This is a genomic window from Mycobacterium sp. (assembly GCF_046330795.1).
GTDB lineage: Bacteria > Actinomycetota > Actinomycetes > Mycobacteriales > Mycobacteriaceae > Mycobacterium.
Window position 1 is genome coordinate 458,122 of sequence record NZ_JAXLSA010000004.1, and the last position, 26,733, is coordinate 484,854.

Genomic DNA, 26,733 nt, shown 5'->3' on the forward strand with positions numbered 1-26,733 from the left:
GGGGGTGACCGATGTCCAACTTCGACTTCCTGACGACCGTCAGCTGGCCGGAAATTTTCGCCGACTGCACCAAGGCCGAGAGCTACGCTCTTAGTGATCCACGCTCCGCATGTTTCTACAGTCGTCGCGCTGTCGAGCACCTGGTGGACTATCTGTATGACGTTCTGCGGCTGCCGTTTCCGTATCAGAATGATCTGTCGGCGCGGATCAACGATGCCAGGTTCAAGGCGAAGGTCGGGGCAGGGATCGCGACGAAGCTCAACCTGATCCGCAAGCTAGGCAACCACGCCGTGCATGACCAGAAGCCGATCCCACCGAGAGCAGCTCTGGATGCGCTGCGGGAGCTGCACCACGTGATGGTGTGGGCGGCATTCCATCACTCGACCAACCCGCAGGCCGTCCCACTGAAGGCGGAATTCGATCCTGCACTGGCCCAGAAGGCGGCACCCCTGACGCGGGCCGAGGTCGCCGAGTTGGCCAAGAAATTCGAGCAGCAGGACGAGGCGCACGCCAAGGCACTGGCGGAAAAGGACGAACTGGCAGCCGCCAAGGACGCTGAAATCACCGAGCTGCGTGAGCAGATCAAGGCTGCCCAGGCCGCCAATCAGAAGGTCGACGACCGGGACTATTCCGAAGCCGAGACCCGGGACCGGTTCATCGATGTGCTGCTGGCGGAGGCGGGATGGCCGCTGACCGAAGATCGGGATCGGGAGTTCCCGGTCACCGGTATGCCTACCGGCACTGGATATGTCGACTACGTGCTGTGGGGTGCTGACGGTCTGCCGTTGGCCATCGTGGAGGCGAAGCGGACCACGAAGAGCCCACAGGTGGGTCAGCAGCAGGCCAAGTTGTACGCCGACTGTCTGGAGGCGATGACGGGACGCCGACCGGTGATCTTCTACACCAACGGGTATGAGCACTGGATCTGGGACGACGCCCCAGGTTATCCACCGCGTGAGGTCCAGGGTTTCTACACCCGTGATGAGCTGGAACTGCTGACCCAGCGCCGGGACTCCCGGAAATCGTTGACCGACATCGTGATCGACTCCGCCATCGTGGAACGCCACTACCAGCATCACGCCATCCGAGCCATTGACGACGCCTTCACCGCCAAACAGCGCGAAGCCCTGCTGGTGATGGCCACTGGGGCCGGGAAGACCAGGACGGTCATCGCTCTGGTCAAGCAGTTGATGGAGGCAGGCTGGGTCAAGCGGGTCCTGTTCCTTGCTGATCGAACCGCACTGGTGACCCAGGCTGCCAACGCCTTCAAGAAGCATCTGCCCGATGTGACGACGGTGAACCTCGTGACCGAGAAGATCACCGACGGACGGGTATACGTCTGCACCTATCCGACGATGATGAACCTGATCAACGACACCGACTCCGGCACACGGATGTTCGGGCCGGGTTACTTCGATCTGGTGGTGATCGATGAGGCGCACCGGTCGGTGTATCAGAAATATCGGGCGATCTTCTCCTGGTTCGACTCCCTGTTGGTGGGGTTGACCGCCACCCCGAAGGACGAGGTCGACCACAACACCTACCGGCTGTTCCACCTCGAAGACGGTGTCCCCACCGACGTGTACGGCCTCGACGAGGCGGTCAACGAGGGATTCCTGGTTCCAGCGGTGGGGGTGTCGGTCGGCACCAAGTTCCTGCGCCAAGGCATCAAGTACTCCGAGCTGTCCCAGGAGGAGAAGGACGAGTGGGACACCCTGGAGTGGGGCGAGGACGGCCCCCCCGATGAGGTGTCCTCGGAGGAGATCAACAAGTTCCTGTTCAACGAGGACACCGTCGATCAGGTGCTGGCCACACTGATGGACAAGGGCCACAAGGTCAGCGATGGGGACCGGTTGGGCAAGACGATCATCTTCGCCAAGAACCAGCGCCACGCCGAGTTCATCCAGCAGCGCTTCGACCTTCAATACCCCGAGCACGCCGGGTATTTCGCCCGTGTCATCACCCACGGCATGTCCTACGCCCAAACCTTGATCGACGACTTCTCCACCCCGGAGAAGGCCCCCCACATCGCCATCTCGGTGGACATGCTCGACACCGGCATCGATGTGCCCGAAGTGGTGAACCTGGTGTTCTTCAAACCGGTGCGGTCCAAGACCAAGTTCTGGCAGATGATCGGTCGCGGCACCCGACTGTGCCCTGACCTGTTCGGACCGGGCCACGACAAGGAGAACTTCTACGTCTTCGACTTCTGCGGCAACCTGGAATTCTTCAGCCACGACCTCCCGACCTCAGAGGGCTCCCACCAGAAGTCGCTGAACCAGCGTCTGTTCGAGACCCGCGTCGGCCTGATCACCGAACTCGACCACACCTACCCCCCAGCCGAACCCGATCCCGCCGAGGGGCACGGCACCGCCACCGAACGCGGACTGCGAGTCGATGTCGCCTGGGCGCTGCACCGGACCGTGGCCGGGATGAACCTGGACAACTTCCTGGTCCGCCCGCACCGCAAGCTGGTCGACACCTACGCGGCCTGGCCGAACTGGTCCACCCTGAGCACCCAAGCCGCTGAGGAGGTCGCCGAGAATCTGGGCGGACTCCCCTCCACGGTCAAGGATGAAGACGAGGACGCCAAGCGTTTCGACCTGCTGATCCTGCGTCGACAGTTCGCCCAACTCACCGGCGATGCTGTTGCCGCCGAGCGCCTCCGAGAACAGGTCCAGACCATCGCCGATGGTCTGCTCGGGCAGACGGCGATCCCGTCGGTGGCCGCCCAGCAGGTCCTTCTCGATGAGGTCGCCAGTGATGAGTGGTGGGTGGATGTCACCCTGCCGATGCTGGAACTCGTGCGTCGTCGCCTGCGGGGGCTGGTCCAGTTCCTGGAGAAGGCCAAGAAGGCGGTGGTGTACACGTCGTTCCAGGACGAGCTGACTGCAGCGACTCTCGTTGAGCTGCCCGGCATTACCCCCGGAACCAACTGGGAACGATTCCGCGCCAAGGCCGCCGCCTACCTCAAACAGCACCAGGACCACATCGCCCTGCAACGACTGCGCCGCAACAAAGCACTCACCCCCGAGGACCTGGTGTCCCTGGAACAGATGCTCATCGACAGCGGCGCAGGGGAAGCCGCCGACATCGCCCGCGCCGCAGAGGAATCCCACGGACTGGGGCTGTTCATCCGGTCACTGGTCGGACTGGACCATCACGCCGCGCTGGACACGTTCGCCACCTACCTCGACGGCGCCAAATTCACCGCCGAACAGATCCGGTTCATCCACCTCATCATCGACGAACTCACCACCAACGGCGTCGTGGAAGCCGCCCGCCTCTACGAATCGCCCTACACCGACCACGCCCCCACCGGCCCAGAATCCGTGTTCGCAGAAGGCGATGTCGATGCCATCGTCGAAATTCTGGACACGGTACGGGCCAATGCCATACCGGCAGGCGGGGCGGCGTGAAGCCAGTTCTCCAATTCGCCTTTATTCGAAGCGTATAGGTCAACTCTGCTCGTCGAACAATCGCTCCATCTCAGCACGCCTTTGACGAGCGTGTGTTCCATCCAGTTGGGAACGCAACTGGGCATGGGCCTCGTCGATGAGAGCCTTGGGCGCATCCGGATATGCCTTTGCCACTGCACGGAGAGCGCTGTCGGTGCGGTCGTCGAACCCTTGGTCGCTGGGTGGCCATTGTCCCACCTGGATCGCGGCCTCCAGCGCCTCAGCGAAGTTCACACGGATTTCGGCGTCGGTTGCCCAAGCTGACCTACTCATCGATTACCCCTATGCCGCAGGTGATTCAGCGAGATACCTGTACAACGTAGCCCTACTCACCCCCAGATACTTGGCGATGTCCTTAATGGTGTGCCCATCCTGACGCATCCGCTGTGCAGTGGCAATGTCTTGTACCGCTTGCACTTTCCGAGGACGACCGAATCGGGTGCCGTTGGCCCTCGACGTTTCCCTCTTCAGGGCTGTGCGCTCTTTCACCAGCTCCCGCTCATACTCTGCGAGAGAACCGAGGACGCCGATCATCATCCGTCCGGCGGCGGTGGACGAGTCGATACCGTCGGTGACCTGTCCGTGGCCATGAAAAAGTACCCACTGGTGGCCAAGTCGAGGTATCCGTTTTTGGCCAAGTAAAAGTATCCACCCCGTGTTCGTCGTGTCGATCAGGAACTGCGGGCCCCGATGGTGACGGTGAAGGCGCCAACCAATCGCCATCACCACCGGGGAGTTCCATTGAAGTCTGCGAGGGACCGTATGGACATCATTTCTGCCTATCACCAGCTCGGGTCCTACCGAGCCGCCGCCGCGGAGTGCGGCACCACCCACCGCACCGTCAAGAAGGTCGTCGACAAGTTCGAGGCCGACCAGGCCGGCATCCGGCCGCTGCCGCGGGCCGAACGGGCACACAACTACGACGCTGTGGCCGATCTGGTCGCCGAACGGGTGGACAAATCGAACGGTCGAATCTCGGCCAAGCGGCTACTCCCCAAGGCCCGCGCGGCCGGATACACCGGTTCTGACCGCAACTTCCGCCGCCTCGTCGCCGAGGCGAAAGCGTTGTGGCGCAGTGAGAATCATCGGGGACGCCGCCCGGCGGTGTGGGAACCGGGTGAGTACCTGGTGATCGACTGGGCCCAGGCCGCACCGGGGTTGTTCCTGTTCTGCGCGGTCCTGGCGTTCTCCCGCTGGCGGTTCGTGCGCTTCGCCACCAACGAGCGGGCATCCACGACGCTGGGGTTGATCGCCGAGACCCTGGCCGCTGCCGGCGGGGTCCCGGCACGGGTGCTCGCCGATCGGATGGCCTGCCTCAAAGGCGGTGTGGTGGCCAATGTCGTGGTGCCGACTCCGGACTACGTCCGGTTGGCGTCCCATTACGGGTTCGCCCCCGATTTCTGTCACGCCAGTGACCCGCAATCGAAGGGCATCGTGGAGAACCTGTGCGGCTACGCCCAGGACGATCTGGCCGTGCCGCTGTTGACTGAGGCCGCCGTCACCGGGAAACCCATCACGCTGCGTGATGCGAACGCTGCCGCCGTGACGTGGTGCGCCGAGGTGAACGCCGCGACCCATTCGGAGATCTGCGCTATCCCGAACGAGCGGTTGATCGTCGAACAGGAACTGCTGCAACCCTTGCCATCGCTGCGGTTGCAGATCGGTGCACCGTCGGTGCTGCGCAAGGTCGACCGCCTGTCCTGCATCCGATACGGGTCGGCCCGCTACTCGGTACCGATGCGGTTGATCGGCACCACGGTGGCCGTGGTCGTCGACCACGGTGCGATCGTCCTGCTGGAACCCGCGACCGGGGTGATCGTGGCCGAGCATGAACTCGTCGCCCCAGGCGGGACCTCGATCCTCGACGAGCACTACGACGGAGCCCGTCCTGCACCCAGTCGCGGACCGCGCCCGAAGACCACGGTCGAGAAGCAGTTCTGCGACCTCGGTGACGATGCGCAGGCGTTCCTCGTGGGTGCTGCGGCGATCGGCAACACCCGACTCGGGTCGGAGCTGGAGATCCTGCTCGCCCTCGGGGCCGCACACGGCACCGACGCCCTGGTCGCGGCGTTGCACCGGGCGGTGGCGTTCCGAAGGTTCCGGGCCGCTGACGTGCGGTCCATTCTGGCCGCCGGCACCGGGACACCGCAGCCCCGCACGGCCGGGGACGCCCTGATCCTGGACCTACCGGTCGCGCCGACCCGATCGCTGGACGCCTACCGGATCATTCCCGCCGTGGCCGATGGTGAGGTGATCCCGTGACCACGACCCCACCGATCACTGACACCGAACCTGTTGCCCCACCGACGGTTCCACCATTGGCCGCCGATCTGGACGCCGGGTTGCGGCGGTTGAAGTTGGCCGCGATCCGGCGCACCGCACCGGAGGTGTTGATCACAGCCAAGACCCAACGCTGGACCCCCGAGGAAGTCCTGCGCACCCTGGTCGAGACGGAGTTGGCGGCACGCGATGCCTCCAATGTCGTCAACCGACTCAAGGCCGCCGGGTTTCCCGTGCCCAAGACACTGGAGTCCTTCGATGTGGCCGCGTCCTCGATCCCACCCAAGACCTTCGACTACCTGTCGAGTCTGGAATGGATACGGGCGCAACAGAACCTGGCGCTCATCGGGCCCGCCGGCACCGGCAAGTCCCACACCCTGATCGGGCTGGGAACCGCGGCAATCCACGCCGGCCACAAGGTCCGCTACTTCACCGCCGCCGACCTCGTCGAAACGCTGTACCGCGGCCTGGCCGACAACACCGTCGGCAAGATCATCGAATCCCTGCTGCGGGTCGATCTGATCATCTTGGATGAACTCGGCTTCGCCCCCTTGGATGACACCGGCACCCAGTTGTTGTTCCGGCTCGTCGCCGGCGCCTACGAACGCCGATCCCTGGCCATCGGATCGCACTGGCCCTTCGAACAGTGGGGCCGATTCCTGCCCGAGCAGACCACCGCCGTCAGCATCCTCGACCGGCTCCTGCACCACGCCACCGTCGTCATCACCGACGGCGATTCCTACCGCATGAAAGACGCCCGACACCGGAAGGAGAAGCCCACACCAAACTAAGAACTACCGCACGGGGTGGATACTTTTAACTGGCCACCAGCGGATACTTCAACCTGGCCATTGACATGACCGAGACCAGAGTGACACCCCGAGAGGTCAACTCCTTCACGGTCTCCAGGATGTGCAGGGTGTTGCGCCCGAGCCGGTCCAGCTTCCAGACAACGACGGTGTCACCATCGCGGACATACTCCAGCAGCGCCTTCAATCCCGGTCGGTCATCACGGGCACCGGACATCGTGTCGGAGAAGGTCTTGGTGACCCCGGCAGCGGTCAATGCCGCCTCCTGCTGTTCCAATGTCTGGGCGATGGTGCTCACCCGGGTGTAGCCAATCCGGGTTCCGCCGGTTCGGTGGTCGACTTTTTCGACCGAATTCTGTTCCATAAGTCGATAAACGCCGGAATTGAGACATTCATTTCCGAGACGAACATTTGAGACGGGCCGACGTGGGAATTCTTCGGAGCGAACCTGACACTCTCGGAGTGTCTCAAATGTGGTCTATTTTGTGACATAAGAGGTTAATGGGCAAAAAGATGTGCACCATTGGCATGTTCCCCGTGAGCGAGTCCACTCTGTTTTAGAGTCCTGTGGCCCGTGAACGGGCCGGAAGGGACGATGAATCACATGGCTGGCCGTAAGAAGCATTCGGCGGAGGACGTGGTGCGCAAGTTGCGCCGGGCGGATGAGCTCGCGGCGGCGGGCAAGACCAACGAGGAGATCGCCGCCGAACTCGAGGTCTCGGCGGCGACGCTGTACAACTGGCGTCGCGCCTACGGCGGGATGGACCTCAACGCGGCCAAGGAACTCAGGGAGCTGCGCGAGCAGAACACCCGTCTCAAGCGGCTGCTGGCCGAGGCCGAACTGGAGAAGGATGCCCTGCGCGAGGTGGCCAAGGGAAAATTCTGAGCCCGGCTGCCAAGCGCCGCGCCGTGGACATGCTCAAGACTGTCTTGGGCATGTCAGAACGGTTGGCGTGCAAGGCAGTCGGGCTCGCCCGCTCCACCTACCAGCGCGTCCCGCTGGCGCAGAGCCCGGCCGACCCGGACGCCGATCTGCGGGCCTGGCTGCGTAAATACTCCACCGCCCATCCGTGTCACGGGTTCCGCCGCGCGTGGGCGGCGCTGCGTCACGACGAGCATCGAACCGTCAACAAGAAGAAGGTGCAGCGGTTGTGGGCCGAGGAGGGCCTGCAACGCCGTGTCCATAGCCGGCGCAAACGCGCCGGTGCGTCCTCGCACCCGCAGGTCTGCGCCGATGCCCCCAAAGTGGTGTGGGCCCTGGACTTCCAGTTCGACTCCACCATCGACGGCAAGGCCGTCAAGATCGGCTCCATGGTCGATGAGCACACCCGCGAATCGCTGCTGAACATCGTGGAGCGGTCGATCACCGCCGAGCGGCTCATCGAAGACCTGGAACGCAGCTTCGCCGCCGCCGGCGGCCCGCCGATGGTGCTGCGCATGGACAACGGTCCAGAGATGATTTCCCAAGCGCTGCAACAGTTCTGCGAAAGCAAAGTCGGGCTGTCCTACATTCCGCCGGGCACGCCATGGAACAACGGGTTCATCGAATCGTTTAACAACCGGCTACGCAAGGAGTGTCTCAACCGCAACCACTGGACCACCCTGCTCGAGGCCCGCGTCGCGATCGCCGACTTCAAGCACGAGCACAACACCGCCCACCGCCACTCAGCCCTGGGTTACCTCACACCGGCCGAGTACGCTGCCCAATGCAGCCACACCCATTACCCCGTGGCCTGCGAGATCAACTGAAATCGGTAACAACAACCTGGCCTCTAAAACCGGGTGGACCGACTATCGGGGACCGGTCACCATGACCTTCCGTGGAGTTCGTCCAAACAACTCCTGGGCAGATTAAGGAATGCGCCTAACTCCGGCTGGGGATGATCGCCCGATCGTATTCATCGGCTCGTCCGCCGAGGACGTGCCGGGCAGGTGCAACTCGGAAGCCGAAGCGCCGCTAACACGTTGAACGTCAAACCGGAATTTCACCGCGTCGCGGTCCGCTTCTACGGCCCCCTGGGTGGCGGTAAGCCATCGTCGGATGTAGCGACCGTGGGGCTCAGCTGCCTCCGCCAACACGGTCGGGTTCGCCGCGAGATAGTCAACCAGCCACCGCGACAACCCGTCCCACTCCTCCACAGAGCCAGCCGGATACAGCTCCCAACCGAGGTCGCCCACCGACCACTGGGCCTTAGCCTGATTGCTCAGCATCGACGCTGTGACCCAGTTCGACTCGTCGTCGCGCCCACCTCGGCTGACGGGCAGGACATGATCGACCGTCGGGAACAACTCCCAGAAAGCGGGGTGCGTCTTTGAGACCCTCCAGTGCGGATCTGCCGGGAAGTCGTCCCCGAGCACAACATGGAGGAGGCGGAGAACGCCGGGGTTAATGAGTCGGTTGCCCGTGTAGCGGTCGATGAAGCCATCACGCATGAACAGCTCCATCGACTGACGTATAGAGAATCGACGGACGATCTTCTCTATCGGCACGAACGGATAGCGCTCCCCAAGGGTCGCCTTAGCAGAACCAGAGTCCCCGACACGAAGAGCAGCACATACATCGAACAGCACACCAGCGTTTGAGTCCACCCACACACCTCCCGGCTACTTGGATGTTAGTGGCTGCGTTCGGGTGGTGACGGTTTTCCCAGCCGCTGCTGCGCTTTCGTCACGACATCATCGGTGAATAGATCGGGGTAGTTCAGCACAAGCTGCTCACTGGTCAGGTCCGGGCGGCGGGGCTCCATGAGCCACGCCAGCCTGACGAACCCGTCAGCGGGGTCCTTGGTGTCCACCACCATCCTGGTGGCCTCGACCGCTCCGTACCGCTTCACCAACTGGATAAAGCGCGTCGGGTTGTAGCCGAGCCGTTTGGACTCTTCGATCCCGGCCCACATGTCAGCTTCGAATCGCTCGGTGTCTGCCATGTTCACAGGCACTCCCCGGCATGAACCATGAAGCACTGTGGGCACATTGGTTGTTCGGTCTCGGTCCGAGGCGAATCGTTCCTGCCCAATCGCACATCTCCCAGCGGGGTGAGCTTGACAGCAGGATCGAGCTCCTGCAGCTGAACCAGCCGTGTCCGGATGTGCTGATCCAACCCGGGCGAACGTGGGTAATTGAGCAGCTCGCGATACAGCCCTGACTGACCGTCGGCATCAGAAGGTGCCGAGACCAGTTGCCCGTCAAGGGTTGTGTTGACGATTTTGCGGACCGCCGCAATGCTTTCCGCGCTGCAGGGCTGATTTGCTGCGTCTGCTTCGACCGACATCTCAGCGTCGGTCAGACCCCGGTTCATGCCGTCGAGGACCTTGGCGTAGCGAGTCCTCGGATGTCCGATGAGGATCTGTTCAATCTCGGCCCTATATGGGTCCACCGCGTCCGTCACCCCCATCCCCCGGATGCCAACACCTGCAGGATCCTGTATCCGGCGAAGGTCGCCCCCAACGCCAACGACATGGCGAGATGGTAGCTGCTGTCGTCAACTCCCCCGGTCAGTACACCATCACCGATATCCCTCTGAATATGGGTTCCAGATAACCTTTCCTCTGTACCGGGCTGGATAAAGGCCCACGACGGCCTTCTCACGCAGAAACCCCGGCGTCTTGTTGTGGCTCTTTGCCAACCAATCGCGAACGGCCAGAACCGGATCAGAGTCGGGCTCAACCGGGAGTGCCCGTCCCATCAGATCAACACGGCGCCCGACGAAGTCCTGTCGCTCGTCAGGATGGTATCCGAACTCAGACTCGCCGAAATCGGCGATACCTTGCCTCCGGTACGGCCAGGGAGTATCCGGGTCTTCAGCGTAAAAACTGTAGACATCGAGGTCTTTGACACCGTTTGTTCGCTTCGTACCGTTCCCGCAGTCCGCGTAATGCAGTGCCCCGCCTTGGCAGAGTGCAACGAGCAGCAGACGGTCGCGGTATACAGCGAGGTGAGGATTACGCTCGAAGAGGCCCTCTCGGTCCGCGTGTGCAATCCTTGCTAGTCGCTTCAGATGCTCAGGCGTGAAGGGTGCATGGCTTCGTTCACAGCATCGGCCCCGTCCCGCCATCGGCACAGTGAAGCACGGCGCGGCACTTGACATCTGCGATCGGTGCCGAATTCGTGATGGCGCAGAGCGATATGGATCGAGAGTCAGTAGGGCTTCGTGTAGGCGAACATGTAGGTGGTTCCGCCATTGGCCGACGGTTTGGAGCCGACGCACTTGATATCGGTGGCCCCCTTGAGCCGCAGCTCCTGTTCAGCAGCCGTCGTGGCCATCTGCTCGTTCGTCCACCCGTCTACTTCGTGGATATCCTGGTACGACATCTTGGTCCCCTCCGTGACTCGATTTGACGGCGGGCATTCACCCACCATCCGGAATATCCTAAATTGGGATATTACTCGGCACAAGGTGCGCTTTCCGGGTGGAGAAGTCCATCTACTCGGCGGAGTACCAGCAGCTTTGTGCGCTGCTGCGTCAGCTCCGCCAGGATGCGGGACTGACCCAGACCCAGGTCGCCGAACACCTCGCAGTACCCCAATCATTTGTCAGTAAGTACGAATCTGGGGAACGCCGCCTCGATGTCATCGAACTGCGCTACGTCGCAGAAGCGTTGGGGCACAATTTAATGGACGTTGTTGGGGGTCTGTCGTAGCGTTGGATTTCTGCCGAGTAGCAAAGACGGGACGGGGTACCTCGAAATGACCGGCAATTTCAGGGCACGTGACGTGTGGTTCGACATCCCGGAGGGCAGCGTTCCGGACATGGCCTGCGGTGGTGCGCGTGATGGTGTGCCCTACCACGTCGGAACCGAACTGTTTCGCCCCGAGTACTTCACGGTGGAGTTCAACGACGGTCGAATGACAGAGTTGCGGCTATGGGGACGGCGAATCAAGAAAAATGGCTCGCTGGGCGTCCGTCACCTCGACTACGTGTGGCAATGGAGCTGACACTGCCGCCCGGTAGTGAGAGTTCCTGATTCCCAAGCGTTTCGGGCTATGTCACATTCCAGGTGTGGATTGAAACCCACGGTTCGTAATTGTCGACTCCGCCAGGGCTGATGAGATGGAATCCGTCTGGTCGCAGGGAGTAGGTCCAGCCCTCGTTGTACACCTCGATCTTGTTCGCATTGGGGAACGTTGCAACGTTGGTCAGCACGATGGTCGAACGGTCACGTAGCCGTTCGCCCTGGTAGACCATGCTGCCATTCACCGAGCAGACTGGCATGTTCCCCGTGAGCGAGTCCACTCTGTTTTAGAGTCCTGTGGCCCGTGAACGGGCCGGAAGGGACGATGAATCACATGGCTGGCCGTAAGAAGCATTCGGCGGAGGACGTGGTGCGCAAGTTGCGCCGGGCGGATGAGCTCGCGGCGGCGGGCAAGACCAACGAGGAGATCGCCGCCGAACTCGAGGTCTCGGCGGCGACGCTGTACAACTGGCGTCGCGCCTACGGCGGGATGGACCTCAACGCGGCCAAGGAACTCAGGGAGCTGCGCGAGCAGAACACCCGTCTCAAGCGGCTGCTGGCCGAGGCCGAACTGGAGAAGGATGCCCTGCGCGAGGTGGCCAAGGGAAAATTCTGAGCCCGGCTGCCAAGCGCCGCGCCGTGGACATGCTCAAGACTGTCTTGGGCATGTCAGAACGGTTGGCGTGCAAGGCAGTCGGGCTCGCCCGCTCCACCTACCAGCGCGTCCCGCTGGCGCAGAGCCCGGCCGACCCGGACGCCGATCTGCGGGCCTGGCTGCGTAAATACTCCACCGCCCATCCGTGTCACGGGTTCCGCCGCGCGTGGGCGGCGCTGCGTCACGACGAGCATCGAACCGTCAACAAGAAGAAGGTGCAGCGGTTGTGGGCCGAGGAGGGCCTGCAACGCCGTGTCCATAGCCGGCGCAAACGCGCCGGTGCGTCCTCGCACCCGCAGGTCTGCGCCGATGCCCCCAAAGTGGTGTGGGCCCTGGACTTCCAGTTCGACTCCACCATCGACGGCAAGGCCGTCAAGATCGGCTCCATGGTCGATGAGCACACCCGCGAATCGCTGCTGAACATCGTGGAGCGGTCGATCACCGCCGAGCGGCTCATCGAAGACCTGGAACGCAGCTTCGCCGCCGCCGGCGGCCCGCCGATGGTGCTGCGCATGGACAACGGTCCAGAGATGATTTCCCAAGCGCTGCAACAGTTCTGCGAAAGCAAAGTCGGGCTGTCCTACATTCCGCCGGGCACGCCATGGAACAACGGGTTCATCGAATCGTTTAACAACCGGCTACGCAAGGAGTGTCTCAACCGCAACCACTGGACCACCCTGCTCGAGGCCCGCGTCGCGATCGCCGACTTCAAGCACGAGCACAACACCGCCCACCGCCACTCAGCCCTGGGTTACCTCACACCGGCCGAGTACGCTGCCCAATGCAGCCACACCCATTACCCCGTGGCCTGCGAGATCAACTGAAATCGGTAACAACAACCTGGCCTCTAAAACCGGGTGGACCGACTATCGGGGACCGGTCAAGACCTCAACGTTGGAATTCGGGGTCGTGGCGTAGAGCACGGAGTTCTTGATGTCGCACGGTATCCAGTCGGCGTGCGCCACCGAGGTGCCTAGCAAGGCGGTTGCCGTACAGATTGAACCGACCGCCATCCTCCCGGCGCCGAGAGCCGCCCCCATTGGAATCGACATAGCTGTCCTCCACCCCTGAGCGCCGATTACCCGATGCTCGGGGAGTCTAGAACCACCATGCCGTGCGCTCGTGTAAAACGGGCCAACTGGCTGTTTCACCGTTGTCTGGCGCAGAGCAACCCGAATATTCAAACGCGGCATGATATTCGGGCAGAAGTGTTAACTTCCAGGTCTGACGGTAGGTACACGGGGGTGGTCGGAATGTCGAGGTCCATATCATTCGCAACGGCGTTGGTTGCAAGCATGCTCGCCGCATTGGCGTCCTCGGTTGCCGCTCATGCGGATTCGACCTACAACGTGCGAACGGAATCCGGTCAGGTTCGATGCATTGTGGATGTAGGGAAGGTGGATTGCACGCATTTTGGCGGCTTTCCTCAGGCTCCTCGCGACTCTGATGGATATCTCATGAATGGGGCGGAAGCTACCGCTGGTGGTGGATTCCGCTGGGCTGTCGGCGATGTCGGCGGTGGACCGGGATTCCAGGAGACGGTCCTTCAGTACGGACAGACTTACAACCTCGCCGGGTGGACGATTCTGCCGAGCAGCCAAGGGACCCGCTTTACCAACGATGCGACCGGCCACGGGATGTTCGTCAGCGTGGAGAACGTCTCCCCGTTCTGATTGTTTCCGGACGACCCACGGCGCTACCCATGAGGCAGCGATGAGTTCTCAGACCTGCCTGTGTTCTCGTTGGTAACTACCGCATCGGTGTGCCGGAAATACGGAGCCGCAGCACCGGTGAGCGAAATGGTGACCGGAGAATAGGTTGCCGAACCTTGCGCGCAGTTCGGCACGCAACTCCGTAGGTATTCGATGCCGGTACCCATTGCGCCATCAACGCTCCAGCTCGTCCAGATGATTTTGTCAACGGCCCAGGTCGCATCAGCGCACGTAAACACGATGCTCTGCGGCTCTACCAACGAGTGGCCGCCGCAATCAACCACCACCGGCGTGCTCTCGTCCGCTACTGCCGAACCGATGCCGACGGTACTACCGAGCGCAACCCAGGCTGTACACGAAATACCAATCAGTAGAACTACTTTCGACATCAACCGTCGCTCCACGTTCATGTTCTGCTACCAGACCACGACTTCGGCGTTGTTGCCGCCCATGCAGATGACGGCGTCAGCACTGTGCCCATCGGTGAACGTGATGCCGGTGTCAACGCCGCAGAACATGGAGTAGTACTGCCCGGTGACGGGTGAGTACGCCACGATTGGATTGCCGGGTTGGCTGCGCCAGGCTATGCGCACATTGTCGGCGAATGCGCACGAGGTTGGTGTTCCGGCGACTATCCCGTCACGCCCAGACGGACACTCGAAGAACAATCCGTCGGCGTGTGCTGCTGGGGCAGCCACAAGCGTGGCAGCAGCGAAGCCCACAACAGTGCACACCTGCCGTGCAGTGCTCGATATTCCCACGATTTCCACCCCCCGATGAACCCCTCAGGATGATGGTGCCACCGTCACCGGAATCTCACACGCGTTTCCCAGCAATGGGTATCACTGGTGCGGGAACACCCCCGCCATGACGACGGAGGCATCCTCACCGCCGTTTACTTATCGGCTTCCTCCTGCAAGTGCCATGCCCGTTCACGAATGCGGCACCAAGGTGCCTCTCCGGATACGTCGTCAGCCTTTGCCTCCTCGACGAACCACCCCTGCGGTTGATTCCAGTCGCCGACGTTGGGGGCACATTCCTCGGAACCCTGGTACCGGGGCGAATGGACGCAGTCTTCGGTGTGGCTGAATGCCATGTTCAATCTCCTTCTTGGATATGGATGGGTAAGCCAGCCGCTGCTGACCTGCCCCGCTTCCATACCAAGACCCAAGAAAAGGGGAGAAAGAACTGCCGGTGATTGTAACGGGAGACGGCACCGACAAGCTTTCTCGCCCTCAAAAGTACCAGATTGCCTCCAAATAGCGGACCGGCAGCCCCACTGTCACAGCAATTTCTCTAACAGCGAATCGGAGCGTCCTACAGGCTCCCTGGTGCTCCCTAGCGGTATCACTCACCATACTTTACGAAGATGAGCCTAAATGGTACGTGGGCAGGGAGGAGAAAAAGGCGGCCAAGCGGATTCTTAGCCCACAAATTAACTCTCCGGCACTCCCATCCAACCACGGGATAAAAGTCGATACACGGGCCGATACGGGGGTGGAAACGGCTATTTCCAGAACAGGGCGAGCTGGTGGGGCTGCACACCCCTTGAGGGGACTACGTCCCATACCTTAGTTTCAAAGGTAGTTCCAGAAGTACTGCATCGAATATGTAGGCTATGGATGTCACGTCGACAGGAATCCGCTGGCAGTGGTCAATATAGATGAGAACTTTCCGCTTCGTGGTCCTGCATCTGCTTCACACTTCTCCTATGGGTTATAAAAAGAAATATAAACGAGAAGCGGTCGTTGAATTACTCTATATATCAAGATAGTGTCGCTAGAATTCACGGCGCGGCTGGGTTCTGCCGAGAGTGGATAATCTGCCGACGGATCTTCTTTGTAACAACGGTCGCGAATTCGTCCCATAGGTCCTGGTCCTGACCCGTGTCCGCGTCCGCGTCCGATAAATCGGCGAGTATCTGCATGGGCGTGCGGGCGAATTGGGCGCTGCGGATGACTCTAGTTCCCTTGAAACAGTAGTATGTAGTTTGCGCGACATGCTCTGGGGCTATCATTCTCAGGTCTTGGGCTGATAGTGATGCCGAGCCACCTGCTACAGCGACCCCTTGGGCGAATCGACCAGCTATTGATTCTTTGAGGGTGAGGATTTCGACTTCGCCGAGGGGTTTATCTAGGAGGATCAGGGCGTGAAAATGCGGGTTCCACCCGCTATCGGGGTGGTGTACAACCTCCGTGACCCGTGTGTATCCCAGAACCCCATGTTTTTTCTGCGCCGTACGCCATCTCGAACCGATTTTCGTGCTATTCCAACCTGCATCTATCTGGTCCCACAACTCTTCCAGCGGGTCACGGCGATTGTGTTGTGCTGTCAATGTCAGCAGAGCTACAGGTGAATTTCTGATTCTTTCGATTGCCGCTTTGGCGGAATCGAAGGACGCCGTGTATCCGCAGGTCGGACATAGCCATTTACGGCGACACATAACCGTCCTGTCCAAGACCTCGGCCGACGAGCCCGAACGCCCCCGGAATTTCGTTCCACATGCGTCCAGGGCGGGGACATTCGTTATTGAGGCCGCAAATTTTCTCAATTGAGTCCGGCCTGAGTGCGAGCTATACACCTTTGGAGTTCGCGCCCCCTGAGTCCTTAGCCATCGGTGCGCACCCGGGTGTTGCTGTCCAGCCAATCCTGGACATCTGACCACCGGTACAGGACCCTACGACCGCATTTGACGAACTTGGGACCCGTGCCCCGGTATCGCATCTGAGCGAGACGGGCCGTTGTGGTGTGCAGGGCGTCGGCGATCTCTGATATCGACGCCAAGCCAAGAGGGTCTGGCGACAAAAGTTTGCTCATGGGTGCCATGGTCGGCGCGGAATCGGCCGTTGTCAACCTCGCTTTCGTACGACTTTGAAATGCACTTCAGCGTACCGACTAATGTACGTTGAAATGTACTTATAGTGGTTTCTCGACTACTGATAAGCCTTGGATTCAGGACTACCTCTGGGAGTTGGATTTCAGCGTATGACCGTGTCGTCATCTGTTTGCTACGGTTGAAGCCTGGGACAAGAACTGGACGAACGACTGCCACAGCCACCCGGCACCCAATGACGGGTTCAACCCGTGCGCGGATACCGCTCCTTACCGGCAGCGATGTGTGGGGCAGTGGCCGATGGCCGAGCGAAGCGTCCGGCACGAAATCGCGTTCCGCGCGTTGAGGTATCGAAAGACATAGGGAGGGCGCTGTGAATCGCACGAGCGACGGGACTGACCATGGCAACGATTGAGACGTACAAGCTCAGGGACGGCAAGACCAGATATCGCGTTCGGTACCGCACCCCCGACCGTCGACAGACCGACAAACGAGGATTCAAGACCAAGCGGGACGCCGAAGCGTTTGCCCACAATGTTGAGGTGAAGAAGCTTGCGGGCGAGTTCATCTCGGACTCTGCGGGTCGCATCACAGTGGCCGAACTTGCGCCGGGTTGGCTGTCCCGCAAGGCACAGGCCACCGCACCATCGAACTACCGGATGCTCGAATCAGCTTGGCGGGTTCACGTTCAGCCGAAGTGGGGCGGTTGGCAGGTCTCAAAGGTCGCGGTGCCCGACATCGAGTCGTGGGTGGCGCAGATGGTCCGTGAGGGTAAGAACGCCACCACTGTGCTTCGTGCCCACGGTGTGCTGTCCGGGGTCCTGCAGGACGCAGTCAAAGCCAGGAGGTTGGCGGTCAACCCGGCTCGTGGCATCGACGGGCTACCGCGTAAGTCAACCCGACGGCACATCTACCTAACCGCTGAGGACGTGCACCGGCTCGCCGCGGAGTCCGGCGAGCACCGCCCCCTTGTCTACATCCTCGCGTTCTGCGGGTTGCGCTGGGGAGAGGCCATCGCGCTGCGGGTACGTGATGTGGAGTTCCTCAAGCGGCGGCTGGTGGTCGCGGACAACGCTGTCCAGCTAGGCGTCGAGCATGCGGTTGGGCAGACCAAGGGTCGAACGGTCCGCTCCGTGCCGGTGCCGTCGTTCGTACTCAACGAGATCGCTCCACTGTGCGCCGACAAGAATCCCGACGATCTGGTGTTCCCCGGACCGGAAGGCAATTACCTGCCCCGGCCGAAGTCGATCCGCGGATGGTTCTCCGGTGCAGTGAGTCGAGCGAACGTTCAGCGGATCACTCCGCACGACCTGCGGCACACGGCGGCCAGCTTGGCGATCTCTGCTGGCGTCAACGTTCTGGCCCTTCAGCGGATGCTCGGGCACAAGTCCGCCAAGGTCACCTTGGATACCTACGCGGATCTGTTCGACACTGATCTGGATGCAGTTGCGGCCGCTCTGCATAGCTCCTATTCACCTGTGACTGTGGGCAAAACGTGGGCACAGGGCGGGCAGGGCACTCCTCAGCAAACATAAAAATAGCCCCTCACCTGCGTGGACAGGTTCGGGGCTATGGCGGTGGCGGAGGGATTTGAACCCTCGGTGGGGGGTTACCCCACACACGCTTTCGAGGCGTGCTCCTTAGGCCGCTCGGACACGCCACCGTGTGGCAGCTTACCGGCCACCCAGCCCACGCCATAATCCCCGGCCACCCTGCCGATACCCGAAGTGCGCTAGCCTGCCGTGGGGCCGCAACTAAGGGAAGGGAAACCTAAGATTCTCACCGTTCTGCGACGGGCGTGGATCCCACTTCTCCTGGTGGCGGTCCTGGCCCTGGGCACGTTCACGGTGACCAGGCTGCGCGGCATGTTCGGTTCGCACCAGACCCCGACCTACGCCGGCAGCATGTCCGACGACAGCCACGTCTCCGATCCCAAGCGGGTGGTCTACGAGATCTGGGGCGTCCCGGGCGCGACGGCCGACATCAACTACCTCGACGACAAGGGCACCCCGCACCAGATCACCGGGGCCGCCCTGCCGTGGTCGGTGGAGATCCTCAGCAACTCGCCGGCCCTGGCCGGCAACATCCTGGCGCAGGGCGACGGCGACCGTATCGGCTGCCGCATCACCGCCGACGACGTCGTCAAGGTGGAGAAGACCGCCACCGGCACCAGCGCCTACGTCTACTGCCTGGCCAAGGCCGCATGAGCGCACCGAGCCAGCGGGGTGAGCCGACCCGGATCGCGAAATGGATTCGCCGCCTTGCTATCCCGATCATCCTGGGCTGGATCGCGGTGGTCGCCGCCATGTCGTTCCTCGCGCCGCCGCTCGAGGTGGTGGCCCAGGAGAACGCCGTCTCGCTGAACCCGCAGGATGCCCCGTCCATGCAGGCGATGAAGGAGATGGGCCTGCTGTTCGGGGAGTCCGACTCGGACTCCATCGCGCTGATCGTGCTGGAGAGCGATCAACCCCTGGGCGCCGACGCCCACACCTACTACGACGCGCTGATCGACCGGCTGCGTGCCGACACCGGCCACATCCAGCACATCCAGGACTTCTGGGGCGACCCAATGACCGAGGCCGGCGCCCAGAGCAAGGACGGTAAGGCCGCCTACGTCCAGCTGAACCTGGCGGGCAACGTCGGCGAGACGCTGGCCAACGAATCCGTCGAGGCGGTGCGCACCCACATCAACGAGGCACCCGCACCGCCGGGCGTCCGGGTATTCCTGACCGGGCCGGCGGCGTTGCAGACCGACGTCAACCACGCCGGTGAGCGCACCGTCGGCCTGATCATGATGGTGACGTTCTCGGTGATCATCGTCATGCTGCTGTTCTTCTACCGGTCGATCGCCACGGTCCTGCTGCTGTTGGTGGTCGTCGGCATCCAGCTGGCCGCCGCGCGCGGCGCCGTGGCCCTGATCGCGCACCATCATCTGGCGTCGCTGTCGACGTTCGCGGTCAACCTGTTGGTGGCCATGGCCATCGCGGCGGGCACCGACTACGCGATCTTCCTGATCGGCCGCTACCAGGAGGCGCGCGTCGCCGGCCTGGATCGTGAGGCGTCCTACTACGACATGTTCGCCGGCACCGCACACGTCGTGCTGGGTTCGGCGCTGACCATCGCGGGCGCCGCGCTGTGCCTGAGCCTGACCCGGATGCCCTATTTCCAGACCCTCGGCGTGCCGTGCGCGGTCGGCATCATCGTCGCGGTCGTCGTCGCACTCACACTGGGCCCGGCGGTGATCAGCATCGCCACCCGGTTCGGCCGGCTGCTCGAACCCCGGCGCGCAATGCGAATCCGCTTCTGGCGCAAGGTCGGAACCATCAACGTGCGCTGGCCGGTGCCGGTGCTGCTGGCCTCGATGGCCGCCGCGCTGGTCGGACTGGTGGCGCTACCCAGCTACCGGATGAGCTACGACGACACCCGCTACATCCCGCAGGACATTCCCGCCAACGAGGGCCTGCAGGCCGCCGAACGGCACTTCTCGCAGGCCCGGATGAGTCCGGACATCCTGCTCATCGAGTCCGACCACGATATGCGCAACTCGGCGGACTTCCTGGTGCTGGACAAGGTGGCCAAGGCCGTCTTCCGGGTCCCCGGCGTCGCGCGTGTGCAGACCATCACGCGGCCGCAGGGCACGCCCATCGAACACACCTCGATCCCCTTCCTGATCAGCATGCAGGGAGTCGGTCAGCAGCAGAGCATGAAGCTGATGAAGGACCGCATCGCGGACATGAAGACCCAGGCCGACGACATCGGCAGCACCGTGGCCAGCATGCGGCGCACCTACGAGTTGATGACCCAGATGACCGGCATCACCGACGAACTCGTCACCGATATGCGCAACACGCAGGGCACGATGCACGACCTGCGCGACAAGATGGCCGACTTCGACGACTTCTTCCGGCCCGTGCGCAACTATTTCTATTGGGAGCCACACTGTTTCGACATCCCGGGCTGCTGGGCGTTCCGATCGGTGTTCGACACCCTCGACGGGGTCAGCGCGCTGACGGACCAGATGGACGGCATGGTCGCGAAGATGGCCCGGATGAACGACCTGATGCCACAGATGGTCGAACAGTTCCCACCCATGATCGACACCATGGAGAACATGCGACAGATGATGCTCACGATGCAGAGCACCATGGCCGGGGTGTACGACGCGATGGACGAAACCACAAGGGGCGCAGAGAAAATGGGGCAGGCATTCGATGCCGCCCGCAACGACGATTCGTTCTACCTGCCGCCCGAGGTGTTCGACAACCCGGACTTCAAACGCGGTATGAAGATGTTCCTGTCCCCGGACGGCAAGGCCGTCCGGATGATCATCGCGCACCGCAACGACCCGGCGTCGCCCGAGGGCCTGGCATTGGTCGAGCCGATCAAGCAGGCCGCGATCGAAGCCGTCAAGGGCACCCCACTGGAGGATGCCCGGATCTCGCTGGGCGGCACCGCGGCGACGTTCAAGGACCTGGCCGAGGGATCCCGGTACGACATGCTGATCGCCGGGATCGCCTCGCTCTGCCTGATCTTCATGATCATGGTGCTGTTCACCCGCAGTCTGATCGCGTCGATGGTGATCGTCGGCAGCGTGGTGCTCTCACTGGGCGCGTCGTTCGGGCTGGCGGTGCTGCTGTGGCAGCACATCCTGGGCATCGAGCTGCACTGGATGGTCATGCCGATGGCGATCATCGTGCTGCTGGCGGTCGGCTCGGACTACAACCTGCTGCTGGTGTCCCGGCTCAAGGAGGAGATCCCCGGCGGGCTGAACACGGCCATCATCCGCACCATGGGCGGCACCGGCAGTGTGGTGACCGCGGCGGGTCTGGTGTTCGCGTTCACCATGTCCTCACTGGCGGTCAGCGATCTGCGCACCATCGGTCAGCTGGGCACGACGATCGGGTTGGGGCTGCTGTTCGACACCCTGGTGGTCCGGTCGTTCATGGTGCCGGCCACCGCGGCGCTGCTCGGCCGCTGGTTCTGGTGGCCCCTCAACGTCCGGACCCGGCCGGTGTCCGCACTTCAGCTCTGAGCGCAGGCTCGGCGTCAAGAACGTTGCTGCGCGAAGAACTCCTCGAGCAGCGCTGCGCACTCGTCGGCCAGCACACCCCCGCGCACCTGCGGACGGTGTGTCAGGCGTCGGTCCCGCACGACATCCCACAGTGAACCGACGGCACCCGTCTTGGGCTCCCACGCGCCGAACACCACCCGCGCGACCCGGGCCGCGACCAGCGCACCGGCGCACATCGTGCACGGCTCGACGGTCACCGCCAGCGTCGCACCCGCCAACCGCCAGCCATCGCCGTGGACGGCCGCCGCCGCCCGCAGCGCCAGGATCTCGGCGTGTGCCGTCGGATCACCCAGTTCCTCCCGGGCGTTGGCGGCGCGGGCCAGCTCGACACCGGTCGCGTCGAACACCACCGCTCCGATCGGGACGTCCCGGGGATCAGCGGCGGCCGCGGCCGCCAACGCGGTGCGAATCAGCTGTTCGTCGGCGCTCACCGACCGAGCTTGTCGAGCACCGCCGAGAACTCGTCGTCGAACCCCATCTCGCGGGCGATCCGGGTCAGCTGTTCGTCCGCGTACAGCTCGGTGTCCGACAGGATCACACCCAGCACGTCGCCGGGCAGACCGATGTCCGACAGCAGACCCACGTCACCCTCCTCGAAGGGGTCGGAATCCTCCAGCTCGTCGTCGTCGATCTCGGCATCCAGCTTCCGCAGCACCTCTTCGGCGATGTCGTATTCGAGGGCCGCCGTGGCGTCCGAGAGCAGCAGCCGGGTGCCGGCCGGGGCCGGCCGCACGACCACGAAAAAGTCGTCGTCGATATTGAGCAGTCCGAAAACCGCACCCGCACTGCGCAGTTCACGCAGCGCGGTCTCGGCCGCGGTCAAACTGGTCAACGCATCCCGACGCATCGCCGTACACCGCCATGCGCCGTCCTCGCGTACCACCGCGACCCCGAATCCATCGGGGATGTCTTCACCGTCCGCGCCACCCGGCGCTCCCGGTTTCGAGGCCCGCTGTCCCATGGAGGCAACGGTAGTACCCACCACACCGGTTGACCACGCATTCGCCGGTGCGCCGGGCGAATATGCCAACCTTGGACGGTGACGAAACCGCCCATTTGTGTGCTCGGACTCGGCCTGATCGGCGGCTCGCTGCTGCAGGCGGCACACGCCGCCGGGCGCCAGGCGTTCGGCTACAACCGCTCACCGGCGGGTGCCCGGGCCGCCGCCGGCGACGGGTTCGACGCCACCACCGACCTGTCCGCCGCGCTGGCCCGGGCCGCCGAATCGGGTGCGCTGATCGTGCTGGCCGTTCCGATGCCCGCACTCCCGGCACTGCTGACCCGGGTGGCCGAACAGGCCCCCGACAATCCCCTGACCGACGTGGTCAGCGTCAAGGTCGCGGTGCGCGACGCCGTCGCCGACGCGGGCCTGCTGCCCTGCTACGTCGGCGGGCACCCCATGACGGGAACGGCGCACTCCGGCTGGGCCGCCGGGGACGCCGGCCTGTTCCGCGACACGCCGTGGGTGGTCACCGTCGACGAGCACGTCGACGCCACGGTGTGGCACCAGGTGATGACGCTGGCGCTGGACTGCGGCGCGTTCGTGGTGCCGGCCCGCTCGGACGAGCACGACGCCGCGGCCGCGGCCATCTCGCACCTGCCGCACCTGGTCGCCGAGACCGTGGCCCAGATCGCCGCCGAGGTTCCGCTGGCATTCGCCCTGGCCGCCGGGTCGTTCCGGGACGGCACCCGGGTGGCAGCCACCGCGCCGGACCTGGTTCGCGCGATGTGCGAGGCCAACGCCGACGAGCTGACCGTGATGCTCGACCGTGCGATCGAGCTGCTGGGCCGGGCCCGCGCGGGGCTGGTCACCGGGGGCAGCGTTGCCGAGCTGGTCGAGGCCGGGCATGCCGCCCGGGTCAGCTACGACAGCTTCTCCCGGCCGGACATCCTCACGGTGCGCATCGGCGCGCCGGACTGGCGCTCGGAACTGGCGGCCGCCGGCCGGGCGGGCGGGGTGATCAGATCCGCTCTGCCAGCCCCGGATAGTCGACGATGAAGCCGTCGTCGTCGACCTGGATGATGGTGTCGGCGACCGGCGAGAGCAATTTGATGTCGTGGTTGTCGGCCCGGTCGCTGGTGTAGCCGATGGTCACCGGTTCGACGGTCAGGGTCGGCAGCCAGACGTAGACGATGGGCAGGCTCACCGCATCGGCGCGCCGGTACAACCCGGTCCGCCGGATGGGCAGGGCGTTGAAGAACGGGCTGAACACCAAGTCCACGTCGAGCGCGCCGTCGTAGGCCGCGCGCGACGTCTGGCCGGTGGGGTCCTGCACCAGCCACATGTTCTCCTCGTCGCGCGCGATCGACAGCTGGCGCTCCCGCTCGGCGAGGGTGACCGTCATGGACAACCGCTTGGTGCCGCCGGCCTCGTCGGTCACCAGGTCGTAGGAGGCGCTGAAGGCGGGCGTGGTCTCGGTGGCGGCCGACACGATCCGGCCGTACGCCTTGATCCGGTTGCCGCTGAGCTGCACCCGCACCGATTCCATCCGGGGCAGATTGTGGGCACGCCAGGTCAAGATGGCCGGCCAGGCATGGTCCGTCTGGTCCTTCTGGTCCTTGCTCTCTTGGGCTGAGCTCACCCATCTACCGTAAGCGACGTGCCCCGGTCAGCGGGCGGCGGTTGGCGCGATTCGATCGCGACCTCGGCGCCGATCCCGTCCGGGAGCCCGGGTTTCCGCCGGCCGAGTCGACCGGTGGAGCGCCTGGCCCGACCCGACCCGGGCAGCGACAGCCGGACCGCGAAGGCCAGCGCCGCATCGAGCAACAACGCCAGCGCGGTCACCATCAACGCCCCGACCAGGGCCAGGTAGAACTGCCGGACCTTGATCCCGTCGATCAGATAGCGACCCAGCCCACCCAGGCTGGCGTACGCGGCCACCGTTGCCGTCGCGACGATCTGCAGCGTTGCTGTGCGCAGGCCGCCCAGGATCAACGGCATGGCGATGGGCGTCTCGACGCGCAGCAGGATGCGCCGCTCGGTCATCCCCATGGCGCGCGCCGCGTCCACGACATCGGGGTCCACATTGGCGATACCCGCGTAGGTGCCGGCCAGCAGCGGCGGGATACCGAGCAGCATCAGCGCCACGGTCGGCGGCACCAGCCCCAGCCCCCACAGCAGGACACCGAGCAGCAGCACCCCGAGCGTCGGCAGGGCCCGCAGTGCGTTGACGCCCGTGACCACCAGGAACGTGCCGCGTCGGGTGTGCCCGATGAGCATTCCCAGCGGCACGGCGACGAGCACCGAGAACGCCACCGCCACAACGGTATACATCAGATGCTCGAGGATGCGGGCCGTCAGGCCGGACGGCCCCGCCCAGTTGGCGGCGCTGAAGATGTAGGCCAGCGCCTGATGCAGGAAGTTCACGCGGGCACCACCGCCCGCGACGTTCTGGTCCAGGACGTGAGGGCCCGGCCCAGCAGCATGATCAGCGTGTCGATGACGATCGCCAGCACGAAGATCGCGATGATGCCGGCGACGATCTGGTCACTCTTGTCGGCCTGGTAGCCCTCGGTGAACCAGGTGCCCAGACCGCCGATACCGATCACCGAGCCGACCGCGACCATCGAGATGTTGGTCACGGCCACCACCCGCAGGCTCGCGATGAGCACCGGAAGTGCCAGTGGCAGTTCAACTTTGAGCATCCGGGTCAACGGCCGGTAACCGACGGCGGTGGCCGCGTCGCGGACCTGCGCGGGCACCGCGTCCAGGGCCTCGGGTACGGCCCGCACCAGGAGCGCGACGGTGTAGAGCGTCAGCGCCACGATCACGTTGGCCTCGTCGAGGATGCGCGTCGGGATGATCAGCGGCAGCACCACGAACAGGGCCAGCGACGGGATGGTGAAGACGATGCTGGCCAGCACCGTCGTGATCCGCCGGGGCACCGCGGTGCGCTGCACCAGTGTGCCCAGCGGTACCGCGATCAGCAGACCGAGCAGCAGTGGCACCAGCGCGAGGCGCAGGTGGATCAGCGTCAGCGCCCAGGCCGTGTCCAGATGGGTGAGCAGGTAGCGCACGCGCTACACCTCCGCCTGCCGTTGCCGTCGCTGTGTCTCCAGCGCGGCCAGCACGTCCTCCGCACGGACCCCACCGACCACCTGGCCGTCGGCGCCGACGGCCACCCCGAGCCCCGACGGGGACGACAGCGCGGCGTCGAGCGCCTGGCGCAGGGTGCCGTCCGGCGGGAACAGCGAACCGCCCGCGGTGGTGCTGTCGTACAGCGATGCACCGTCCCGATGGATCCCCACCCCCGTCGCGTCGACCCAGGCGTACGGCGAGCCGTCCGGCTTGGTGACCAGCACCCACTGCCCGGGGGCCAATTCGAGCTCGTCGATGCCGTTCTCGGCCACGTGCCGCAGCGGGTGCAACGGCAGGCCGGTGGCGTGCCGGAACTGCAGGCCCCGGTAACCGCGGTCGGCGCCGACGAAAGCAGCGACGAAGTCATTGGCCGGATTCGACAGCACCCGAGCCGGCGCGTCGTACTGCTGCAGCACCCCGCCGCGGCCGAAGACCGCGATGCGGTCGCCGAGTGTGAGGGCCTCGTCGATGTCGTGCGTGACGAACACGATGGTCTTGTGCAGCTCGTCCTGCAGCCGCAGGATCTCGGCCTGCAGTTCGTCACGCACCACCGGGTCGACGGCGGAGAAGGGTTCGTCCATCAACAGGATCGGGGGATCGGCGGCCAGCGCCCGGGCCACCCCGACGCGTTGCTGCTGACCGCCGGACAGCTGGGCCGGATAGCGGTCGGCCAGGACGGGATCCAGGCCGACACGTTCCAGCACGGTGTAGGCGTCCTTGCGGGCCTGCCGGCGGGACCGGCCGCGCAGCACCGGCACGCAGGCGACGTTGTCGATGACACGCTGGTGCGGCATGAGGCCCGCACTCTGGATGACGTAGCCGATGCCCAACCGCAGTTTGACCGGGTCGACCGTGCTGACGTCCCGGCCGTCGACGGTGACCGTC

General features: G+C 63.8%; 27 protein-coding genes and 1 tRNA gene. 12 read left to right on the top strand and 16 right to left on the bottom strand.

Annotated features, from left to right (window positions below; translation table 11 throughout):
* Positions 1–11 precede the first annotated feature (11 nt).
* The gene (locus U0R18_RS16710) at positions 12–3,419 is read left to right on the top strand and encodes a type I restriction endonuclease subunit R (protein ID WP_526370333.1); all 3,408 of its coding nucleotides are present in this window, start codon (positions 12–14) and stop codon (positions 3,417–3,419) included.
* A 39-nt stretch (positions 3,420–3,458) separates the two neighbouring features.
* Here the strand turns inward: U0R18_RS16710 and U0R18_RS16715 are convergent, their stop codons facing one another.
* Together U0R18_RS16715 and U0R18_RS16720 are read right to left on the bottom strand one after the other, a co-directional pair.
* Positions 3,459–3,731 carry a hypothetical protein gene (locus U0R18_RS16715; RefSeq protein ID WP_526370335.1) on the bottom strand — a complete coding sequence of 91 codons (273 nt, stop codon included), beginning with the start codon at positions 3,729–3,731 and terminating at the stop codon, positions 3,459–3,461.
* 9 nt (positions 3,732–3,740) lie between these two features.
* Positions 3,741–4,181, bottom strand: a complete 441-nt coding sequence (locus U0R18_RS16720; RefSeq protein WP_526370461.1) for a helix-turn-helix domain-containing protein — start codon at positions 4,179–4,181, stop codon at positions 3,741–3,743.
* Positions 4,182–4,199: 18 nt separating this feature from the next.
* Here U0R18_RS16720 and istA point away from each other — a divergent pair, with 18 nt between their 5' ends.
* Together istA and istB are read left to right on the top strand one after the other, a co-directional pair.
* Positions 4,200–5,720, top strand: a complete 1,521-nt coding sequence (istA, locus tag U0R18_RS16725) for an IS21 family transposase (protein WP_526370337.1) — start codon at positions 4,200–4,202, stop codon at positions 5,718–5,720.
* Positions 5,717–6,529: an IS21-like element helper ATPase IstB gene (istB, locus tag U0R18_RS16730; protein WP_526370339.1), complete on the top strand. Its 813-nt coding sequence runs from the start codon at positions 5,717–5,719 to the stop codon at positions 6,527–6,529. Before istA ends, istB begins: the two co-directional genes overlap by 4 nt.
* A gap of 25 nt (positions 6,530–6,554) precedes the next feature.
* On the opposite strand, the gene U0R18_RS16735 is transcribed toward istB, so the two are convergent.
* Positions 6,555–6,911 (bottom strand): recombinase family protein, encoded by a 357-nt coding sequence (locus tag U0R18_RS16735; protein ID WP_526370341.1) that lies wholly within the window; start codon positions 6,909–6,911, stop codon positions 6,555–6,557.
* 240 nt (positions 6,912–7,151) lie between these two features.
* On the opposite strand from U0R18_RS16735, the gene U0R18_RS16740 reads away from it, so the two are divergent.
* A protein-coding gene (locus tag U0R18_RS16740) for an IS3 family transposase (protein WP_526370463.1) occupies positions 7,152–8,296 on the top strand; the annotation gives its coding sequence in 2 pieces (ribosomal slippage) (positions 7,152–7,419 and positions 7,419–8,296; 1,146 coding nt in all).
* A 102-nt stretch (positions 8,297–8,398) separates the two neighbouring features.
* Here the strand turns inward: U0R18_RS16740 and U0R18_RS16745 are convergent.
* From U0R18_RS16745 to U0R18_RS16760, 4 genes are all read right to left on the bottom strand, one after another.
* Positions 8,399–9,136, bottom strand: coding sequence for an HNH endonuclease signature motif containing protein (locus U0R18_RS16745; protein ID WP_526370343.1), 738 nt, complete (start codon positions 9,134–9,136; stop codon positions 8,399–8,401).
* 26 nt (positions 9,137–9,162) lie between these two features.
* Positions 9,163–9,474, bottom strand: coding sequence for a hypothetical protein (locus U0R18_RS16750; protein ID WP_526370345.1), 312 nt, complete (start codon positions 9,472–9,474; stop codon positions 9,163–9,165).
* Positions 9,475–9,476: 2 nt separating this feature from the next.
* Positions 9,477–9,935: a hypothetical protein gene (locus tag U0R18_RS16755; protein WP_526370347.1), complete on the bottom strand. Its 459-nt coding sequence runs from the start codon at positions 9,933–9,935 to the stop codon at positions 9,477–9,479.
* A gap of 749 nt (positions 9,936–10,684) precedes the next feature.
* Complete coding sequence (locus tag U0R18_RS16760; protein ID WP_526370349.1) at positions 10,685–10,858, bottom strand: hypothetical protein; 174 nt, start codon at positions 10,856–10,858, stop codon at positions 10,685–10,687.
* A gap of 98 nt (positions 10,859–10,956) precedes the next feature.
* Between U0R18_RS16760 and relB the strand changes: the two genes are divergently transcribed.
* The 4 genes from relB (at position 10,957) to U0R18_RS16780 (ending at position 13,827) form a co-directional block, all read left to right on the top strand.
* Positions 10,957–11,187, top strand: coding sequence for a type II toxin-antitoxin system RelB family anti-toxin (relB, locus tag U0R18_RS16765; protein ID WP_526370351.1), 231 nt, complete (start codon positions 10,957–10,959; stop codon positions 11,185–11,187).
* 46 nt (positions 11,188–11,233) lie between these two features.
* Entirely contained in the window at positions 11,234–11,482 is a 249-nt protein-coding gene (locus U0R18_RS16770) for a hypothetical protein (RefSeq protein WP_526370353.1), read from the top strand.
* Positions 11,483–11,833: 351 nt separating this feature from the next.
* A protein-coding gene (locus tag U0R18_RS16775; protein WP_526370463.1) for an IS3 family transposase occupies positions 11,834–12,978 on the top strand; the annotation gives its coding sequence in 2 pieces (ribosomal slippage) (positions 11,834–12,101 and positions 12,101–12,978; 1,146 coding nt in all).
* A 471-nt stretch (positions 12,979–13,449) separates the two neighbouring features.
* Positions 13,450–13,827 (top strand): hypothetical protein, encoded by a 378-nt coding sequence (locus U0R18_RS16780; RefSeq protein WP_526370355.1) that lies wholly within the window; start codon positions 13,450–13,452, stop codon positions 13,825–13,827.
* Positions 13,828–14,282: 455 nt separating this feature from the next.
* Here U0R18_RS16780 and U0R18_RS16785 read toward each other — a convergent pair whose 3' ends face one another.
* The gene (locus U0R18_RS16785; RefSeq protein ID WP_526370357.1) at positions 14,283–14,420 is read right to left on the bottom strand and encodes a hypothetical protein; all 138 of its coding nucleotides are present in this window, start codon (positions 14,418–14,420) and stop codon (positions 14,283–14,285) included.
* 1,232 nt (positions 14,421–15,652) lie between these two features.
* On the bottom strand, positions 15,653–16,531 hold the full coding sequence (locus U0R18_RS16790; RefSeq protein WP_526370359.1) for a protein rep: 879 nt from the start codon (positions 16,529–16,531) through the stop codon (positions 15,653–15,655).
* Positions 16,532–17,100: 569 nt separating this feature from the next.
* On the opposite strand from U0R18_RS16790, the gene U0R18_RS16795 reads away from it, so the two are divergent.
* Entirely contained in the window at positions 17,101–18,234 is a 1,134-nt protein-coding gene (locus U0R18_RS16795; protein ID WP_526370361.1) for a site-specific integrase, read from the top strand.
* A 37-nt stretch (positions 18,235–18,271) separates the two neighbouring features.
* On the opposite strand, the gene U0R18_RS16800 is transcribed toward U0R18_RS16795, so the two are convergent.
* A tRNA-Ser gene (locus tag U0R18_RS16800) sits at positions 18,272–18,362 on the bottom strand.
* A gap of 154 nt (positions 18,363–18,516) precedes the next feature.
* Here U0R18_RS16800 and U0R18_RS16805 point away from each other — a divergent pair.
* Together U0R18_RS16805 and U0R18_RS16810 are read left to right on the top strand one after the other, a co-directional pair.
* Entirely contained in the window at positions 18,517–18,906 is a 390-nt protein-coding gene (locus tag U0R18_RS16805; protein ID WP_526370363.1) for an MmpS family transport accessory protein, read from the top strand.
* A complete protein-coding gene (locus U0R18_RS16810) occupies positions 18,903–21,731 on the top strand; it encodes an MMPL/RND family transporter (RefSeq protein WP_526370365.1) in 2,829 nt (942 codons plus the stop codon). The genes U0R18_RS16805 and U0R18_RS16810 overlap by 4 nt, the downstream gene beginning before the upstream one ends.
* Positions 21,732–21,745: 14 nt before the next feature.
* Here U0R18_RS16810 and U0R18_RS16815 read toward each other — a convergent pair whose 3' ends face one another.
* Entirely contained in the window at positions 21,746–22,201 is a 456-nt protein-coding gene (locus U0R18_RS16815) for a nucleoside deaminase (RefSeq protein WP_526370367.1), read from the bottom strand.
* Positions 22,198–22,731: a tRNA adenosine deaminase-associated protein gene (locus U0R18_RS16820; protein WP_526370369.1), complete on the bottom strand. Its 534-nt coding sequence runs from the start codon at positions 22,729–22,731 to the stop codon at positions 22,198–22,200. Before U0R18_RS16820 ends, U0R18_RS16815 begins: the two co-directional genes overlap by 4 nt.
* 93 nt (positions 22,732–22,824) lie before the next feature.
* On the opposite strand from U0R18_RS16820, the gene U0R18_RS16825 reads away from it, so the two are divergent.
* On the top strand, positions 22,825–23,769 hold the full coding sequence (locus tag U0R18_RS16825) for a prephenate dehydrogenase (protein ID WP_526370465.1): 945 nt from the start codon (positions 22,825–22,827) through the stop codon (positions 23,767–23,769).
* Here U0R18_RS16825 and U0R18_RS16830 read toward each other — a convergent pair.
* The 4 genes from U0R18_RS16830 to U0R18_RS16845 all read right to left on the bottom strand — a co-directional run.
* Entirely contained in the window at positions 23,732–24,352 is a 621-nt protein-coding gene (locus tag U0R18_RS16830; RefSeq protein WP_526370371.1) for a putative glycolipid-binding domain-containing protein, read from the bottom strand. The two genes, U0R18_RS16825 and U0R18_RS16830, sit on opposite strands and share 38 nt — an antisense overlap.
* Complete coding sequence (locus U0R18_RS16835; protein ID WP_526370373.1) at positions 24,349–25,137, bottom strand: ABC transporter permease; 789 nt, start codon at positions 25,135–25,137, stop codon at positions 24,349–24,351. The genes U0R18_RS16830 and U0R18_RS16835 overlap by 4 nt, the downstream gene beginning before the upstream one ends.
* Positions 25,134–25,787: an ABC transporter permease gene (locus U0R18_RS16840; protein WP_526370376.1), complete on the bottom strand. Its 654-nt coding sequence runs from the start codon at positions 25,785–25,787 to the stop codon at positions 25,134–25,136. The genes U0R18_RS16835 and U0R18_RS16840 overlap by 4 nt, the downstream gene beginning before the upstream one ends.
* Positions 25,788–25,790: 3 nt before the next feature.
* Positions 25,791–26,733, bottom strand: a 943-nt coding sequence (locus U0R18_RS16845) for an ATP-binding cassette domain-containing protein (protein ID WP_526370378.1), incomplete at its 5' end; no start/stop codon positions are given.